General features: G+C 70.0%; 15 protein-coding genes and 1 pseudogene. 7 read left to right on the top strand and 9 right to left on the bottom strand.

From position 1 onward, the window contains the following. Nucleotides 1–83 precede the first annotated feature (83 nt). Both ACGF2Y_RS19430 and ACGF2Y_RS19425 read left to right on the top strand, forming a co-directional pair. Complete coding sequence (locus tag ACGF2Y_RS19430) at nucleotides 84–314, top strand: ribbon-helix-helix domain-containing protein (protein WP_228182779.1); 231 nt, start codon at nucleotides 84–86, stop codon at nucleotides 312–314. Continuing rightward, complete coding sequence (locus ACGF2Y_RS19425) at nucleotides 301–648, top strand: type II toxin-antitoxin system PemK/MazF family toxin (protein WP_392948793.1); 348 nt, start codon at nucleotides 301–303, stop codon at nucleotides 646–648. Before ACGF2Y_RS19430 ends, ACGF2Y_RS19425 begins: the two co-directional genes overlap by 14 nt. An 87-nt stretch (nucleotides 649–735) precedes the next feature. On the opposite strand, the gene ACGF2Y_RS19420 is transcribed toward ACGF2Y_RS19425, so the two are convergent. The 4 genes from ACGF2Y_RS19420 to pepN all read right to left on the bottom strand — a co-directional run bounded on the left by ACGF2Y_RS19420 (nucleotide 736) and on the right by pepN (nucleotide 9,792). Continuing rightward, complete coding sequence (locus ACGF2Y_RS19420) at nucleotides 736–1,764, bottom strand: aspartate-semialdehyde dehydrogenase (RefSeq protein ID WP_392948791.1); 1,029 nt, start codon at nucleotides 1,762–1,764, stop codon at nucleotides 736–738. A 311-nt stretch (nucleotides 1,765–2,075) separates the two neighbouring features. Next, nucleotides 2,076–5,384 carry a S8 family serine peptidase gene (locus tag ACGF2Y_RS19415; RefSeq protein ID WP_392948788.1) on the bottom strand — a complete coding sequence of 1,103 codons (3,309 nt, stop codon included), beginning with the start codon at nucleotides 5,382–5,384 and terminating at the stop codon, nucleotides 2,076–2,078. 501 nt (nucleotides 5,385–5,885) lie between these two features. Next, nucleotides 5,886–6,974, bottom strand: coding sequence for a hypothetical protein (locus tag ACGF2Y_RS19410; RefSeq protein WP_392948785.1), 1,089 nt, complete (start codon nucleotides 6,972–6,974; stop codon nucleotides 5,886–5,888). Nucleotides 6,975–7,188: 214 nt separating this feature from the next. Continuing rightward, nucleotides 7,189–9,792 (bottom strand): aminopeptidase N, encoded by a 2,604-nt coding sequence (pepN, locus tag ACGF2Y_RS19405; RefSeq protein WP_392948783.1) that lies wholly within the window; start codon nucleotides 9,790–9,792, stop codon nucleotides 7,189–7,191. 180 nt (nucleotides 9,793–9,972) lie between these two features. Here pepN and ACGF2Y_RS19400 point away from each other — a divergent pair, with 180 nt between their 5' ends. From ACGF2Y_RS19400 to ACGF2Y_RS19390, 3 genes and pseudogenes are all read left to right on the top strand, one after another. Continuing rightward, nucleotides 9,973–10,623, top strand: coding sequence for a DsbA family protein (locus tag ACGF2Y_RS19400; protein ID WP_392948780.1), 651 nt, complete (start codon nucleotides 9,973–9,975; stop codon nucleotides 10,621–10,623). After that, a pseudogene (locus tag ACGF2Y_RS19395) lies at nucleotides 10,539–10,871 on the top strand (MerR family transcriptional regulator); the annotation flags it as partial. The gene ACGF2Y_RS19400 and the pseudogene ACGF2Y_RS19395, both read left to right, overlap by 85 nt. A 12-nt stretch (nucleotides 10,872–10,883) precedes the next feature. Beyond that, nucleotides 10,884–11,144 carry a hypothetical protein gene (locus ACGF2Y_RS19390; protein WP_392948778.1) on the top strand — a complete coding sequence of 87 codons (261 nt, stop codon included), beginning with the start codon at nucleotides 10,884–10,886 and terminating at the stop codon, nucleotides 11,142–11,144. Nucleotides 11,145–11,173: 29 nt separating this feature from the next. Here the strand turns inward: ACGF2Y_RS19390 and ACGF2Y_RS19385 are convergent, their stop codons facing one another. The 5 genes from ACGF2Y_RS19385 to ACGF2Y_RS19365 all read right to left on the bottom strand — a co-directional run bounded on the left by ACGF2Y_RS19385 (nucleotide 11,174) and on the right by ACGF2Y_RS19365 (nucleotide 14,845). Next, the gene (locus tag ACGF2Y_RS19385; RefSeq protein ID WP_392948776.1) at nucleotides 11,174–11,638 is read right to left on the bottom strand and encodes a hypothetical protein; all 465 of its coding nucleotides are present in this window, start codon (nucleotides 11,636–11,638) and stop codon (nucleotides 11,174–11,176) included. A gap of 121 nt (nucleotides 11,639–11,759) precedes the next feature. Beyond that, on the bottom strand, nucleotides 11,760–12,914 hold the full coding sequence (tgmC, locus tag ACGF2Y_RS19380; protein WP_392948773.1) for an ATP-grasp peptide maturase system methyltransferase: 1,155 nt from the start codon (nucleotides 12,912–12,914) through the stop codon (nucleotides 11,760–11,762). Then, nucleotides 12,911–13,876 (bottom strand): ATP-grasp ribosomal peptide maturase, encoded by a 966-nt coding sequence (tgmB, locus tag ACGF2Y_RS19375; protein WP_392948770.1) that lies wholly within the window; start codon nucleotides 13,874–13,876, stop codon nucleotides 12,911–12,913. The genes tgmC and tgmB overlap by 4 nt, the downstream gene beginning before the upstream one ends. Then, entirely contained in the window at nucleotides 13,876–14,154 is a 279-nt protein-coding gene (gene tgmA, locus ACGF2Y_RS19370; RefSeq protein WP_392948767.1) for a putative ATP-grasp-modified RiPP, read from the bottom strand. The genes tgmB and tgmA overlap by 1 nt, the downstream gene beginning before the upstream one ends. A gap of 274 nt (nucleotides 14,155–14,428) precedes the next feature. Continuing rightward, on the bottom strand, nucleotides 14,429–14,845 hold the full coding sequence (locus tag ACGF2Y_RS19365) for an ATP-binding protein (RefSeq protein ID WP_392948764.1): 417 nt from the start codon (nucleotides 14,843–14,845) through the stop codon (nucleotides 14,429–14,431). 207 nt (nucleotides 14,846–15,052) lie between these two features. On the opposite strand from ACGF2Y_RS19365, the gene ACGF2Y_RS19360 reads away from it, so the two are divergent. Together ACGF2Y_RS19360 and ACGF2Y_RS19355 are read left to right on the top strand one after the other, a co-directional pair. Beyond that, nucleotides 15,053–15,934 carry a helix-turn-helix domain-containing protein gene (locus ACGF2Y_RS19360; protein WP_392948762.1) on the top strand — a complete coding sequence of 294 codons (882 nt, stop codon included), beginning with the start codon at nucleotides 15,053–15,055 and terminating at the stop codon, nucleotides 15,932–15,934. Next, the gene (locus ACGF2Y_RS19355; RefSeq protein WP_392948761.1) at nucleotides 15,931–16,140 is read left to right on the top strand and encodes a DUF397 domain-containing protein; all 210 of its coding nucleotides are present in this window, start codon (nucleotides 15,931–15,933) and stop codon (nucleotides 16,138–16,140) included. The genes ACGF2Y_RS19360 and ACGF2Y_RS19355 overlap by 4 nt, the downstream gene beginning before the upstream one ends. Nucleotides 16,141–16,263 lie beyond the last annotated feature (123 nt).

Below are 16,263 nucleotides of genomic sequence, written 5' to 3'. Positions count from 1 at the left end.
TGATGTTTCGGCTCATCCTTCCATGTCCGGCCCTGCCCGACGATGGGTAGCGCTCCAGTTCCTACCCAGGTAGCATTGCTGGTATGAAGATCAGTGTGAGTCTGCCGCAGGAGGATGTCGCCTTCGTCGACGAGTACGCGACGAAGACCGAAGCGGATTCCCGGTCCGCCGTCATACACGCCGCCATCGAGCTGTTGCGAGCCTCGAATCTTGAGGCCGACTATGTGGCGGCTTTCGCCGAATGGGATGAGAGCGAGGACGCCGCGTTCTGGGACAAGTTCTCGGGGGACGGGATCGTCGATGAGGCGCGGTGACATCTATCTGGTCGACTACGAGCCGGTGCGGGGCCGCGAGGCCAACAAGGCGCGTCCCTCGGTCATCGTCTCCAACGATGGTGCGAACTCCGCGGTGGACCGGGCTGGACGCGGCGTGGTCACCGTGGTGCCGCTGACGTCGAACACCTCTCGCCTCTACCCCTTCCAGGTGCTTCTCCAGGCAGGCGACTCCGGCCTGGCGAAGGACTCCAAGGTGCAGTGCGAGCAGGTGCGAGCGATGGCTCAGGAGCGGTTCGTGCGGCAGATCGGCCGGGTCCCCCGCCAGCGCATGGCCGAGATCGACGCGGCCCTCCGCCGCCATCTCGCGCTCTGACCCCACGCGTGCGAAGGGGCGGCCACCGGTCATCGGTGGCCGCCCCTTCGTCTACGCGTGTGACGTCTACGCGTGTGACGCCGGAGGTCAGCCCTTCAGCTCGGCCGCCACCAGCTCCGCGATCTGCACGGCGTTCAGTGCCGCGCCCTTGCGGAGGTTGTCGTTGGAGACGAACAGCGCGAGGCCGTTGTCCACCGTCTCGTCGACCCGGATGCGGCCCACGAAGGAGGCGTCCTTGCCGGCCGCCTGGAGCGGGGTCGGGATCTCCGAGAGCTCGACGCCCTCGGCGTCCTTCAGCAGCTCGTAGGCGCGCTCGACCCCGATCGGGCGGGCGAAGCGGGCGTTGATCTGGAGCGAGTGGCCGGAGAAGACCGGGACCCGGACGCAGGTGCCGGACACCTTCAGCCCCGGGATCTCCAGGATCTTGCGGGACTCGTTGCGGAGCTTCTGCTCCTCGTCCGTCTCGAACGAGCCGTCGTCCACGATCGAGCCCGCCAGCGGCAGGACGTTGAAGGCGATCGGGCGCTTGTAGACGGCCGGCTCGGGGAAGTCCACGGACTCGCCGTCGTGGGCCAGCTTCTCGGCCTCGGCGACGACCTTGGCCGCCTGGCCGTGCAGCTCGGCGACGCCGGCCACCCCGGAGCCGGACACGGCCTGGTAGGTGGCGACGGTCAGCGCTTCGAGACCGGCCTCGTCGTGCAGCGGGCGCAGTACGGGCATCGCGGCCATCGTCGTGCAGTTCGGGTTGGCGATGATCCCCTTCGGCCGGACCCGGGCCGCGTGCGGGTTGACCTCGGAGACGACGAGGGGGACCTCGGGGTCCTTGCGCCAGGCGGAGGAGTTGTCGATCACCACGGCGCCCTGGGCGGCGACCTTCTCGGCCAGCGCCTTCGAGGTCGCGCCGCCGGCCGAGAACAGCACGATGTCCAGGCCCGTGTAGTCGGCCGCGGAGGCGTCCTCGACGGTGACGCCGGAGCCCTTGAAGTCGATCGTGGTGCCCGCGGAGCGGGCGGAGGCGAACAGCCGCAGCTCGTCGACCGGGAAGTCCCGGTCGGCCAGGATCCTGAGCATGACTGTGCCGACCTGACCGGTGGCGCCGACGATTCCGACCTTCACGAGGACTCCTCTGTTCGTACGTCTGTACGTCTGCACATCTGCGTGTCCGCCTGCTGTGCGGCCACACGCTGTGCGTCTGTGCGGTCCGTTTGCCGCTCCATGATGCGTATGTCCTGGCCCGCCTTGTCCAATCCATTGTCCGGCCTGCGGACGGTCCGCGCGAAGGCCGCGGGTTCTGCGGCTTCCTTGTGCCCGAAGGGAAACATCCGCGGCGGGGGCCGGGCGATGTGACGAGGAACACGCACGGCGGGGCGGGTGCTCGTGAGAGCGCCCGCCCCGCCGCCGCATCAGAGATGCTCAGTGGCGATCCGTTACGGCGTGACCTTCTCGATCACGACGCTGCCGGTGCCCGCGGCGGTGCCGCGGGCGTTGACCAGCTGGACCTCGCCGAAGAACTGACGGCCCTCGGGAGCCGCTCCGGCGACCACGACCTCGGCGTCGACCTGGGCCGACGCACCGTTGGCCAGGTTCACGGCCTTGGTGGCGTCGACCTTGATCGTGCCGAGCGAGGCCGAGTAGAACACGTCGCGGTAGTCGTACGTGGTGGTCCCGGCCGGGACCGAGTAGCCGTCGACGACGACCGTGTAGGTGCCCGCGGCGGGCTTCACGAGGCTGACCCGCTCCTCGGAGCCGGCCGTGGTCCCGCTGCCGACCTGGGTGGCGCCCCGGAAGACGTACAGGTCGATGTCCGCGTTGGCGTCCGAGGTGCCCCCGATGGCGACGTCGAGCTTCTCGACGCCCTCACCGATGGTGACCGTGGTCTGACGGGTCTCCCCCGTGGCGATCGACGGCCTGGCCACCTTGGCCGAGCCCAGCGAGCCGCCCTGGAGCTTGCCCTGGAGGGCCGCGGCGCTGTTGGTGACCGTCCAGTCCACCGCGGCCGGAGTGCCGATCTTCGCCTCGGCGATGGTCCGCACCGCCGGGTCGAAGGTCACGCCGAGCAGCGAGACATCCAGCTTGTACGGGTTGTTCAGCAGCGGCGACGTACGACGCGACTCGACCTCGATCTCCCACACGCCGGGCTGCGGGTCCTTGTAGGACCGCACGTCCGGGCGGCAGGTGTTGGCCGGGTTCTCGTAGTTCGGGTAGCAGTTGATCGTGGAGGTCGAGTCGACCGGCGTCCCGTACGGGTGCAGGGCGATGAACCGCGTCTGGCTGCCCGAGCGCAGCGCGCTGAGGGCGACCTCAAGGGTCTTCGCGCCCTCCGGCACGTTGACGAAGTACGACGTGGTGCCGTTGCGCTGGACCGAGCCGGAGGCCTTGTAGGCGTAACCGGGCTGCTCCAGCTCGTGGGCGACGACGACCGTGGTCATGATCTGGTGGTCGACGCCGGAGGTCTTCCTGTCGTTGACCCGCAGGATGGCGCTGTGCACCCCGGCGGTCTTCGCCTTCGCCTTGACCTTGATCTTGACCGGCTTGTCGAGCGGCAGCGAGACGAACTTGGGGCTGCTGAGCTTGAACGTGCCGTCGTTGTTCTTCCACGTCAGCTTGTGCCGGACGTTGCGGTCCGGGCCGGTGGTGCGGGTGACGACGACGTCGTAGACCTTGGTCTCGCCGACCTTCAGGCCGCCCTCGCGGTCGTAGAGGCCGGTGCCGAAGCCCGGGTCCTTGAGCGCGAAGTCGATCGCGGTGTCGACCGGGGCCTTCACCGAGTACTCGTGCGCGGGCTTGCCCTGCTTGGCGATCTGCTTCCACGCCTTGACGATGTTGATCAGACCGGAGCCCTGGACGTGCGCGGGCACGTTCTTGATGTGGCTCGCGGTGCTGGTCAGGGCCGTCCGCAGGTCGGCCGGGGGAAGCTCGATGTCCTTCTGCTTCGCGGCCGACAGCAGCAGCGCGGCGGCGCCCGCCACCTGCGGGGAGGACATCGAGGTGCCCTGGAGCATGGAGTAGCCGGCCGGCAGGTCGTAACCCGCCTCCTTGACCGGACCGCCCGGCGCCCAGGTCTGGGTGGTGTTGATGGACGCACCCGGAGCCGAGATGACCGGCGTGAAGCCGCCGTCCTCACGCGGACCGCGCGAGGAGAAGGGCAGCATGTCGTACTTCTTGGTGACCTTGGAGCCGTAGTTGGCCGCCCACGTCTCCTTGGAGACCGACGCGCCGACCGAGATCACGTGGTCGGCGACGGACGGGTCGCCGATGGTGTTGAGACCCGGGCCGCTGTTGCCGGCCGAGATGACCAGCTGCACGCCGTAGATGTCGATGAGCCGCTTGTACAGCTCGGCACGCGCGTTGTTGCCGTCGTTCAGCGGCGGCAGGCCGCCGATCGACATGTTGACGATGTCGACGCCGCGGTTGACGACGAGGTCGATCATGCCCTCGGTCAGCGCGATGTTGGTGCAGCCGCCGGACCAGGTGCAGGCGCGCGAGGAGACGATCTTGGCGCCGGGGGCGGCGCCGTTCATCTCGCCGCCGAACAGGCCGTTGGCCGCGGTGATGCCCGCGACGTGCGTGCCGTGGGAGCCCTCGATGACACCGATGTTGACGTAGTCGGACTTCGCGCCGGCCGCGTTGTAGACCACGTTCTTGCGGGTCTCGACGACGAACGGGATGCGCTCGACGACCTCGGTGCGCGGGTCGTCCTCACCGAAGTAGGACACCTGGAACTTGTCCTTGTACGGCTTGAGAACCTTGTCGTCGGAGAAGTCTGCGTTGTTGTTCAGGTCGACCCGCGTGGTGCCGGTGACCGGGTCGTACAGCACGCCCCAGACGTCGGTGGTGTCACCGTCGCGGTTGAGGTCGCCCTTCATGTCGCCGCCGGTGGTGGCCGACTCGGCGAACGTGGCGAACTTGTAGTCGCCCGCCGGCGCCGCGTACGTCTTCCCGCCGGACGTGAACGCCGGGCCGGTGACCGACTGGGTCATCCGCAGCCAGGTGCCGTCCTCGTCGCTGACCGGGTCGGTCGCGGTCACCCAGTCGACGACCTTGCGCTCGCCGGTGGTGGTCTTCTTCAGGGCCGGGTGACCGAGGTCGACGCCGGAGTCCAGGATGCCGATGGTGATCCCGCGGCCGTCGGCCTTCGGGTGCTTCTCGACGAACTTGACCGCGCCGGTCTCGAACGACGGGTTGTACGGGTTCTTCGCCGGCGTCTTCTTGCTCGGCGCCGGGTAACTGCCCGTGACCTTCAGCCGCTTGGCCTTGGCCGCCCGGTCGCCCTCGGGCGTCGGGTCGTCCAGCTTGATCTCCTGCTTGAGATCGATGCCGAGGACGGAGGAGAGCTTGGAGGCCTTCTTGATCGTGGTCTCGGCGCTCTTGGTCGGGACCGTCGCCCGGACGTAGCCGAGCTTGTCGTAGGTCGTGCCGAGCACGGAGCCCTCGACGGCGTCCAGCTGCTTGCTGACCTGCTCGGTCGCACCGGGGGTGGTGGCGACCATCATGGTGACATTCTTCTCGCCCTTGGCCTTGGCCTTCGCCAGGAGATCGGCGTCGGCCTTGCCGAGCTTGTCGCCCCGGTCGCTGGCGGCGGCCGGTTTGACGGGTGCCGGAGCCGGGTCGTCGGCGGCGAAGGCCGGTGCGGCGCCGGAGGCGGCGAGTGCCGCTGCCAGGCCGGCAGCAGCCGCGATACGCGCCGCTCTTCTCGCCCCGGGTATGGAGCTGGGGGATTCCTTGGTCATCAGCATCCCTGTAATTGAAAGAGAGAGTCCGGAATTCGGTACCGGATGACCGCTCAGCCTGTCGTAAATGACAGGGGTTTGTAGAGAGTTGACGGGGACGAGTCAGGGACATGGCATAGATCCGCCACGGGGCGTGATGTGCCACGAGGGAGGAAAGAGGTCAAACGGTACGCGAGTGGCGCCCGGTGACACGTGGCGCGGGCCCGGTGGTCCGGACCTGCCGCGCCGGTGGTCCGGACCAACTGTGTCCATGGACCGGACCTGCCGTGGTCGTGGGTCCGGACGTGCGGTGTTCATGGTCCGGACCTGCTGTGGCCGTGGGGTCCGGACCTTGCCGTGGTCGTGGTCCGCGAGTCGGACAGCCTCCTGGCAGCGGCCACCCGGCAGCGGCCACCCGGCAGCGGCTTCCAGGGTGCCCGCCTCGGATCGGCACCTCGGAGCGCGGTCCCGAATCGGGGCCTCGGATCGCGGCCTCGGGCCGCCATCCCGGGCCGCCGCCGCCCCCGCTCAGCGCGGCAGCACCATCACGTACGCGGCCGGCTCCCGGTCGGCCGCCGCCATCAGCGCCGTCCGCACCACCGTCGCCTGCTGGTCCATCGAATCGCGCAGCTTCCTCGGGGTGAGGTGGACGACCGTGACCCCGAGCCGCTCCAGATGCTCCCGCTTCGCGGCGTACGCGGACCACTGCGGATCCTCCTGGGTCCGGTCCCCCCGGCCGGGCGCGCCGCACCGGGGCGCCCGGGTGTCCAGCTCCACCGCCACGGCGTGGTCGGGCCAGTAGGCGTCGATCCCGCCGAGCCGGGGCCCGCCGGGCAGCCGCAGCTCCACGTTCCACAGCGGCTCCGGCAGCCCGTGCTCGCGCACCATCGCGTACAGCCGCCCCTCCGCCACCGCCCGCCCCTCGGCCAGCAGCGCGTCGACCGCGCCCACCACGGCGGGCCGCCCCAGCAACTTCGCCTCGCTCAACTCCCGTACCAAAGAAGCTGGTTCGCAGTGCTTGCCGCGCACCGCTTCGGTCAGCAGCCGCCGGACGTCCGCCGCGTCGGACATGCCCGCCACGGCGTCCGCCAGGGCCCGCTCCACCGGGGCGACGGGCACCTCGCCCACCCGCACCGCACCCACTCGCACCGCGCTCGGCATCGAGGCGGTCCGCAGCACCTCCACGAACCGGGTGGACCGCAGCCGCCGGGTGCGCGGGACCAGCACGTCGATCCGGTGCAGCGCCCCCAGGTCCCCGGCCGTGGCGAAGCCGTACAGCGCGAGTGCGGCGGTCCCGGTGACGATCGCCTCGCCGTACCCCGCGTCCGCAGGGTCCGCCGGTGCGCGCCGCGCGGAGACCGGCGGGCGCCCCGCGTACAACAGCGCTCCGTGCAGCCGCTCCTGGCCGGTGGGCGGGCCCGGGTGCAGCAGATAGACCCCCGGCAGCAGGTGCTGCCAGGGGCCGCCGGGCAGGCACTGCGCGGATGTCTGCGCGGCGGACACGCCCCGCGCCCTCAACTGGGCGGCGGAGAGGACACGCTGCGTGACGTCCTCGGAACGAAGAGGGTGATGGAGAAGCTGGGGGGGACGGGGGGAGAGTGGGGTGTTCTGGGTCATGTCCCGGGGTTTCCCGCTCGTGGAGGGTGCCCTAACCCCTGTTACACGCTCGTCGACAATCCCGGACAACACCGTCCTCAAGCACGGACGTTCGGCAACCGAAAAGGGCCGTCGCGCCGGATTCGGGGGAGGGCGCCCCGGACGGGCGTACGAGCGCCGCTTTCGCGCCGCACGCACGCCTCACCCGAGCGCCCCCCCCTTCATGCCCGCGCGCTCATGCTGCGGCCCGGTCGCACTCCTGGCCGCGCAGCGCCCGCGCGAGATCGTCGCGGGCCTCCAGCACCAGCCGCCGCAGCGCCGGGGCGGAGTCCTGGTGCTCGCCCAGCCAGGCGTCGGTCGCCGCGAGGGTGGCGGGGCTGTCCTGGAGAGCGGGGAACATCCCCCGCACCACGTGCATGCCGATCTGGATGGACCGCTCCGCCCAGATCCGCTCGATCACCTCGAAGTAGCGGCTCGCGTAGGGGGCGAGCAGCTCCCGCTGCGAGGGCTGCCCGAAACCGGTGATCGTCGCCTCGACCAGCGCGTTGGACAGCTTGTCCGACTCCACGACCGCCGCCCACGCCTGGGCCTTGACCGCCTCCGAGGGGCGCGAGGCTAGGCACCGGACGTGGTGGCGCTTGCCGGACGCCGTGTCGTCGCGGGCCAGTTCGGCGTCGATCGCCGCCTCGTTCGCCACCCCGTGCGAGGCCAGCGGAGAGAGGAAGGCCCAGCGCAGCTCCTGGTCGACGTCGAGCCCGTCGATCCGGGCGGTGCCGTCCAGCAGTCCGCCCAGCAGCTGGAAGTCCTCATCGGACGAGGCGACCGCCGCGAAGAAGCGGGCCCAGGTCAGCTGGTGCTGACTGCCCGGCTCGGCGATGCGCAGCTCGCGCAGCGCGCCCTCGGCCAGCGCCCGGCCGCCCTCCTCGCGCCAGTCGGGGGCCGCGTAGTTGACCAGCGCCGACTGCGCCCAGGTGTGCAGCATCTGGAGCACCCCGATGTCGCTCTCCCGCCCGGCGAACGCCAGCACCAGCGCGACGAAGTCGCGGGCCGGCATCAGCGCGTCCCGCGTCATGTTCCACAGGGCCGACCAGCACAGGGCCCGCGCCAGCGGGTCCGTGATCTCGCCCAGGTGTTCGCGCAGCGTGGCCAGCGACGCCTCGTCGAAGCGGATCTTGCAGTACGTGAGGTCGTCGTCGTTGACCAGGATCAGATCGGGCCGCTCGGAGCCGGCCAGGGCGTCCACCACGGTCCGCTCCCCGGCCACGTCCACCTCGGCGCGCGCGTAACGCGTCAGCTCGCCCTCCGGCGTACGCCGGTACAGGCCGACCGCGACGCGGTGCGGGCGCAGCTCCGGGTGCGAGGCGGCGGCCTCCTGGACGACGGCCAGCTCGGTCAGGACGCCGGCCGCGTCGTACGTGACCACAGGGGTGAGCGCGTTGACGCCCGCCGTCTGGAGCCAGGAGCGCGACCAGGCCGTCATGTCGCGTCCCGAGGTCTCGGCGAGCACCGACAGCAGGTCGCCCAGGCGGGTGTTGCCGTACGCGTGGCTCTTGAAGTAGCGCCGCGCGCCTTCGAGGAACGCGTCCCGGCCCACGTACGCCACGAGCTGCTTCAGTACGGAAGCGCCCTTGGCGTACGTGATCCCGTCGAAGTTCAGCTTGGCGTCCTCCAGGTCACGGATGTCGGCCGTGATGGGGTGCGTGGAGGGCAGCTGGTCGGCGCGGTAGGCCCACGCCTTGCGGTTGTTGGCGAAGGTGATCCAGCCGTTGGTGAAGCGGGTCGCCTCGACCATCGAGAAGGAGCCCATGAAGTCCGCGAAGGACTCCTTCAGCCACAGGTCGTCCCACCACTCCATGGTGACCAGGTCGCCGAACCACATGTGCGCCATCTCGTGCAGGATGACGTTGGCGCGCCGCTCGTAGGCCGCCGAGGTGACCTTGCCGCGGTAGATGCACTCCTCGCGGAAGGTGACCATGCCCGGGTTCTCCATGGCGCCGAGGTTGTACTCGGGCACGAAGGCCTGGTCGTACTTCCCGAAGGGGTACGGGTAGTCGAAGTGGTCGTGGAAGAAGTCCAGGCCCTGCTTGGTGACCAGGAAGATGTCGTCCGTGTCGAAGTACTTGGCGAGCCCCTTGCGGCACATCGCGCCGAGCGGGATCTCCAGCGTGGAGCCGTCGTCGAACGTACGGCTGTAGTGATCGCTCACGTAGTGGTACGGACCGGCGATGACGGCCGTGATGTACGTGGAGATCGGCTGGGTCTCGGCGAAGGTCCACACCTCGCCCTCGTGCGACTCCTCGGCCCCGTTGGACCAGACCCGCCAGCCTTCGGGAGCGGTCACCCGGAAGCGGTAGGGGGCCTTGAGGTCGGGCTGCTCGAAGTTGGCGAAGACGCGGCGGGCGTCGGCCGGCTCGTACTGCGTGTAGAGGTAGACTTCGCCGTCCTCCGGGTCGACGAAGCGGTGCATGCCCTCGCCGGTCCGGCTGTACGCGCAGCGGGCGTCGACGACGAGCACGTTCTCGCCCTCGACGAGCCCGTCCAGCGCCACCCGTGTCCCGTCGAACACGACGGCCGGGTCGAGGGCCGTCCCGTTCAGGGTCACCGCGTCCACGGCCGGGGCCACCAGGTCGGCGAAGGTCGAGGCGTCCGCACGGGCACAGCGGAACCGGATCGTGGTCAGCGAACGGAAGGTCCGCGGTCCGGATCCCCCGTCGCGCCCGTCGGCCCCCTCGGGCTCGCCGACGGCGGACCGCAGGTCGAGAGCGACCTCGTATCCGTCGACGGTCAGCAGCTCGGCCCTCTTCTGGGCCTCGTCGCGGGACAGGTTTTCACCGGGCACGGGCACTCCTTCGTGACGCGCGTCATGTGTCGTGTTCGAACCCATTGATCCTTGCATGCGTCCGCGCGCGGCGGCATCCAGGGAATGGGGGGCCTTCCTGAGGCGTTCTCGCCCGCGGGTGGAACACGCCCTTCTGCGGAACACGGCCCTTCTGTGGAACACGCCCTTCTGAGGAGAGACATGTCCGAGAACACCCCGGTGAACGGCAAGACCCCGGTCGACTTCTGGTTCGATCCCCTCTGCCCCTGGGCGTGGATGACCTCGCGCTGGATGCTGGAAGTGGAGAAGGTCCGCGACGTCGAGGTCCGCTGGCACGTGATGAGCCTGGCCGTCCTGAACGAGGACAAGCTGGACGACCTGCCGGAGGAGTACCGCGAGCTCCTGGAGACCAAGGCCTGGGGCCCGGTCAGGGTCGTCGTCGCCGCCCAGCAGCTGCACGGGGACGCGGTCGTCGGCCCCCTCTACACCGCGCTCGGCACCCGCTTCCACAACAACGGCGAGGGCCCCACGCGTGAGGCCGTGGCCGCCGCGCTGAAGGACGTGGGCCTGCCCGCCGACCTGGCCGACCACGCCGATTCCGACCGCTACGACACCGAGCTGCGCGCCTCCCACAAGGAGGGCATCGACAAGGTCGGCCAGGAGGTCGGCACCCCGGTCATCGCGGTCCCCGGCGCGGACGGCGAGCAGATCGCCTTCTTCGGCCCGGTCGTCACCCCCGCCCCCAAGGGCGAGGAGGCGGCGAAGCTCTGGGACGGCACGCTGCTGGTCGCCTCCATCCCGGGCTTCTACGAGATCAAGCGGACCCGGACGCAGGGCCCGGTCTTCGACTGAGACCGGTTGTTCCGTGGCCGCGCGTATCCGTACGTACATGGGGACAAGCCCCCGATGCGGATGCGCGCGGGGGAGGCGGCCGAGGCCGCCGCACTGACGGAGCCGGCCCTCCGGTCGAAGGGCCATGGGGAGTACGACGCGGAGTTCCTGGCCGCCTGCCGCGCTACTACGAGGAGCAGGGCCTGCTGCGGCCGGCCCGCCGCCTGAGCGGCTACCGCGCGTACGGGGAAGCGGACGTCGTCACCGTACGGGGCATCTGTGTGCTGGCGGCCGCCGGTCTCAACACGGCCACCATCGCCGAGCTGCTGCTCTGCATGGTCGGCGAAGGCCGCATCCTGGAGCCGGCCTGCTCCAGCATGCTCCCCGACCTGCACCGCGAACGCGCCCGCATCGACGAGTCCGCCGCCGCCCTCCTGGCCGCACGCCACCGGGCTGGACGCGCTGATCGAGCCCACGGCCGTGTCGGGCGTGACCGGCGAGGAGGTGGCGTGCGCGGTGGTGGCGCGAAGGGGGCTTCATGAGGTCTTCCTGGGGTCTCCTGAGCGGGCGATCAGGGGCGGTCGGTTTCGGCGTCGGTGCCGGAGGTGTTGTCGTCCTCGGCCGTGAGCCGCCGGACCTCACTGTGGATGTGCTGGGTGATGAGGTCGCCGAGAGGATCGGTCACGGCGAAGGAGTGCGGGCCGGGATGGTGGTCGAAGTACGCGCACGAGGTGACGGCGCGGGTGGCCAGTTCGCGGAGGACGGCGGGGCACAGGGGAAGGGCGTCGAACCGGTAGACACGGTGGGCGCCGACGCCGGTCCACAGGAGCCACAGGTCCCGGTCGCCGTCGGGGACGTCGGCGGTCCAGAGGTGAGCGGCGTGCTCGGCCGCTTCGTCGTGCTCGCCCAGTTCGCAGAGGAGAAAGTCGTCCTGGGCGAGAACATCGGGTGGGTGCTCGGGGCCGCCTTCCATGCCGGCGAGCGCGAGGAGCGCTTCGAAAAACGGTACGTCGGTGACGGCGGTGCATTGCAGCACGGGTGCAGGTCTCTTCCGTTCTCTTCCTCGGGATGCCGGGGCAGTCCTCGGGGTTGCCGGGGCAGTACGAAGCGCCGCTGCCCCGCGTCGGCGGCAGTGCGGGGCCGGGCGGGGTGCGGAATCACACCGGCAGGTCCCACCCCGGACCGTCCTCCGCCCCGATCCACACCCGCTGCCGGGCGGCCGAGACCGTGATGCCGAAGCCCTCCTGATGCGGCTCGCCCGCTGCCTGCCAGAGCCGGATCGCGGTCTCGACCCGGTCCCACAGGCGTACGGGACCACGCTGGAGGACCGTCCACCCGCCATCGGGCCCGAGCGTCGTCCGCACCTGCGAGCCGGTGGAGACGTCCCAGAGGATCTGCTCCGCCCCCGCCCCCATACGTTCCGCCGCCGGCGCGGCGAGCTGGGCCACCCAACCGCCGGTCCACGTCCCGATCACCGCCGGGTCGATCCGGCTCGGCCGCTCCTCACCGGGCAGCAGGGCCAGGGTCGTGCGGGGCGGCCGGTCGTGCGGGCGCGCGATCATGAAGCTGGTGAACCCGGGCAGGAGCCGTCCCGTCGCGGTTCCGGGGCCGGTCACGGTGAGGAGCGCCAGCCCGGACGCGTAGCTCCAGCCGGAGAGGGTGACCAGGATCTTTCCGCCCGGCTTCACCTGGTGCAGCCAGGCCATGGGGACGTACCGGACCGAACAGGTGGCGATCAGACGGTCGTACGTGCCCGCGCCCGCGCCCGCGTCCGGGTCTCCCCGCAGACCGTCCCCGACGATCAGGCGCGGCGCGTAACCGGCTGCCTTGAGGGCGGCGGCCGCGGCCCGGCCGACCACCGGGTCGTACTCGACGCTGGTCAGCCGGTCGTCGCCGAGGCGATGCGCACCGAGGGCGGTTGAGTAGCCGGTCCCGGTGCCGACCTCCAACACCCGGTGCCCGGCTTCCACTTCGAGCTGCTGCCACATGCGGAGCACCAGGGACGGCAGGGTCGACGACGACGTCGGATCGCCCGTGAGGCTGCCGTTCGTCACGTCGCCGGGCCGGGCGCGGCCGTCGAGCTGGGTGATGAGCGTCCGGTCGGTGTAGATCGCCTCCAGCCACCCGTCCTCGCCCTGGTGAACGGGCAGGTAGCGGGTCGGGGCACTGCCGGGGACCTGCGCGAAGTAGGAGCCCAGGAACAGTTCGCGGGGAACCGCCTCGGCGGCGTCGCGCCATGCGGGGTCGGTGAGCGTCCCGTCCTCGGTGAGCGCGTCCGCGAGGACGGTACGCAGGTGAGCGGAAGTAGTCATGCTGTGGAGCCTTTCTCCAGCTGATCGGCGAGGGCGTGGGCGATGCCGCCGGTGACGTCGGGCGGCTGCCACGCCCACTGCCCGTTGGGGTTGCATTCGAGGAAGTACCAGGTCCCGTCATGGGTCACGGCGAAGTCGAACGCCCCGTACACCAGACGGAAGTGAGCGAGGTAGGCGTGGACGGCGTTCGCGACCGCTTCGGGCACGCCCACGGGTCCGCACCGCATGAGGCCCTGCCGACGCCGCCAGTCCAGATCCGGGCTGTCGATCCGCACCCCGGACAACCACGGCCCCACGGCGGTCACCCGCACGTCGAACGCCTTGTCCACCCGGGCCTGGAAGAGGTGGGGGCAGACCGCCACGGCGTCGGTGATCTCCTGCTCACGCACCGCGCGCACCCAAATGCTGTGGGGTCGGCCGGCCACGCGGTAGGACGTGTTCCACACGGGCTTGTAGACGACTCCGCCGTAGTGATGAGCAACGAACTCCCGTGCTTCCCCCGCGACATGGGTGACCAGTGTGTCGGGCACGAGGAATCCGAACCGCTGCGCCGCCGCGAGCTGAGCGGGCTTGTACTCGGCCGCACGGTTGTTCCATGGGTGGTTGACGTAGTGCGCGCCGGGAAGGGACGCGAGGATTCCCCCGGTTCCCCAGAAGGACTGCTCCGCGGCGAACCGGCGGTCGTGCTCGTCCAGTCCTGAAGGCCCGGCGTACGGTGACGGCCTGCGGACCCAGACGGACCGCACCCGGTTGAGGTCGAGGTCCCGGCTCGCCGTACGCAGGACGCCCCGCTGAACACCTGTGCCGTACGTGGCGGACAGCGAGGCCCCTGCGAGCAGGTCGGTGCCGGGGTCCAGGCGCACCACGGGCACGCGCCGCGCAGCGAGGACGCGCAGCACGATGTCCGTGGTCACGTCGTGGAGGTTGGTCAGCACCAGCACCGACCCACGTCGGCCGTCCATCAAGCGGACTGGTCCTGGTCGTAGGACTCGGTGCTGTCGGAGTCGTTCGCTCCGCCCGGCGCCGCGCCGTCCCCCGGGGTGGTGTGGGTCGGCGTCAGCCCGCTGGTACTGGTGCCGTGGCCGCCCATCTCGACCGTGCGGCCGTTCCTGTCGACGACCAGGGCGATCTGCGTCTCGGCGTCGAGTACGGGGGTGAACTGCGGGACGGTGACGGTGTCCTCGTACGGACCCATCCGGCCAGTGCCCCACGGTGCGGGCGTGTACGGCATCGTGCTCATGATCCTGTTACCTCCGTGCTGGTGGTGAGTCGGTTGCTCTGTCTCCTGCTGACGTCTGCCGCAGGGGCCTATGGCGGCGACCTCAGCCGCCGTACCAGCGCATCCACCTCGGCCGAGCGCCAGCGACCCCGCCGCGCGATTGCCGCGTCCAGCCCGGGGAAGTACCGGGCCCGGTACGCGGGGTCGGCCTCGATGCGGACCCACTCGGCGAAGGGCGAAGGCGGCGCGTACGCGTGAGCGGCTGCCCGCCTCCGTGCGAACCGGAGGAGTACGTTCACGCAGGCTCCACGGGGGCCGCGACCGGCCCGATGGGCAGATGGGCCCAGACGGTCTTTCCCGGGTCGCGCGGCCGTACGCCCCACCGCTCGGCGAGCGCGTCGACGATGAGCAGGCCCCGGCCGGACGTCTCGTCGTCGGTGGGCTTGCGGAGTTCCGGCATCAGCCACTGGTGGGAGTCGGCGACCTCCAGGATGAGCACGCCGTTCCGGCGGCGTAACTCCAGCTCGAAGTAGTCGCCGGTTCCTTTGGCGTGGGCGATGACGTTGGTGGCCAACTCGCTTGCGATCAGGGACGCGTCGTCCACGAGGCCGCCGAGCTTCCACGCGAGGAGGACGGTTCTGACGTGCCGTCGAGCGGCGGGAATGGAGTCCCTGCGGACCCGGAACCTCTTGCTGTCTGTGCGCCCGGACATACGTCCCCCAAGGTCGTGGGCAGGCGGAACCAGGATCACCTGACGTGCTGGAGTCAGCACTCGGTGTGACGCAATCCACGCTAGGGGTGAGATGAGATGCAAGGCAAGTGAATCTGTAATGCAAGCTTGCATTCACTCGTCCGAGGCAACTCGCTAGCGAGAGCGAACAGTTGCCAGGCAGACTGGCCGGAAGGGAGAGGGGGAGTCATGCCCGCAGGTGGGAAGCCCACGGTGCGTAGTCGGAGGTTGGGGGCGGCGCTCAAGCGGCTGCGGCTGAACGCGTGTCTGGACCAGGAGCACGCGGCCGATGCGGTGGCATGTTCCACGGCAAAGATCAGCCGAATCGAATCGGGCACGGTCAGCGCACGCGTCGGTGATGTGCGAGTGCTGCTTGATCTGTACGAGGTGGAGGACGTTGTCGAACGTCGGCTACTGGAGAAGCTGGCGCGGGACAGCAACAAGCGTGGCTGGTGGATGGACTTCGATGCCGGGCAGCCCGTGCGGGAGATTCTGGGCGACTTTCTGTCCCTGGAGTCCGACGCCACGTACATCCGTACCTGGCAGCCGGTTCTCATCCCGGGCCTGCTGCAGACTCCCGAGTACACACGGGCGTTGACCGACGCCAGCCCAGACGTGATCAGTGAGGAAGCGGCCGACATGGTCGTCAAGGTCAGGCAGGAGAGGCGCCGTGTCTTCGAGGAGACGGGCGCACGGTTCGCTGCCGTGATCTGGGAGCCGGCGATCACCGGTCCGATGCCGTCGCCCGCTGTTCACCGGGCTCAGCTCGCCCACCTCAGCAAGATGGCCAGGCAACCCAACATGACGATTCAGGTGCTGCCGCACACCGAGTGGGCTGCTGCGCGGGTGTCGCCTGCGTTCGTCGGACTTTCGTACGCCCAGGAGACCTCACCTGAAGTGATCGTTGTTGATGCGGTCGCCAACTGCATCATCCTCGAAGAGCGGGACGTTATGGCCAGCTACGTACACGCGTTTGACACGCTCAGGTCAGCAGCGCTCACTCGGACTGAGAGCATGGCTTTCATCGAGAAGATCGCGAACAGTGTCGCCGCAGGGAACGAGGAATCGTGAGCAGCCAGGACATAGTGACTTCCTTCGAGAGGTCTTCGTATTCCTCCGGGGGGCAGGGAACTGAGTGCGTCGAGGTGGCCCATACCGCCGACGGCGGCCGCGCCGTCCGCGACAGCAAGGACCCGGCCGCCGGGCTCCAGTTCTACGGCCCCGGCCACTGGGCCGCGTTCATCGACGGCGTGAAGGCGGGCACCTTCGGCGGCTGACGGATCGGCCCGGTGCGCGCGGGCGGGCGCATTCGTGAGCCCGCCAGACCTGTCAGTGGCGGCGAGCACGTGGCTGCGATCATGTGGCGGCGCGAGTCGGCAGCTCCGCGTGAGGGGCAGGTT

It is taken from the genome of Streptomyces sp. NPDC048142, assembly GCF_043202835.1.
Classification (GTDB): Bacteria; Actinomycetota; Actinomycetes; order Streptomycetales; family Streptomycetaceae; genus Streptomyces.
Note: the sequence above shows the minus strand (reverse complement) of the source record. Positions and strands in the feature narration are given on the sequence as shown.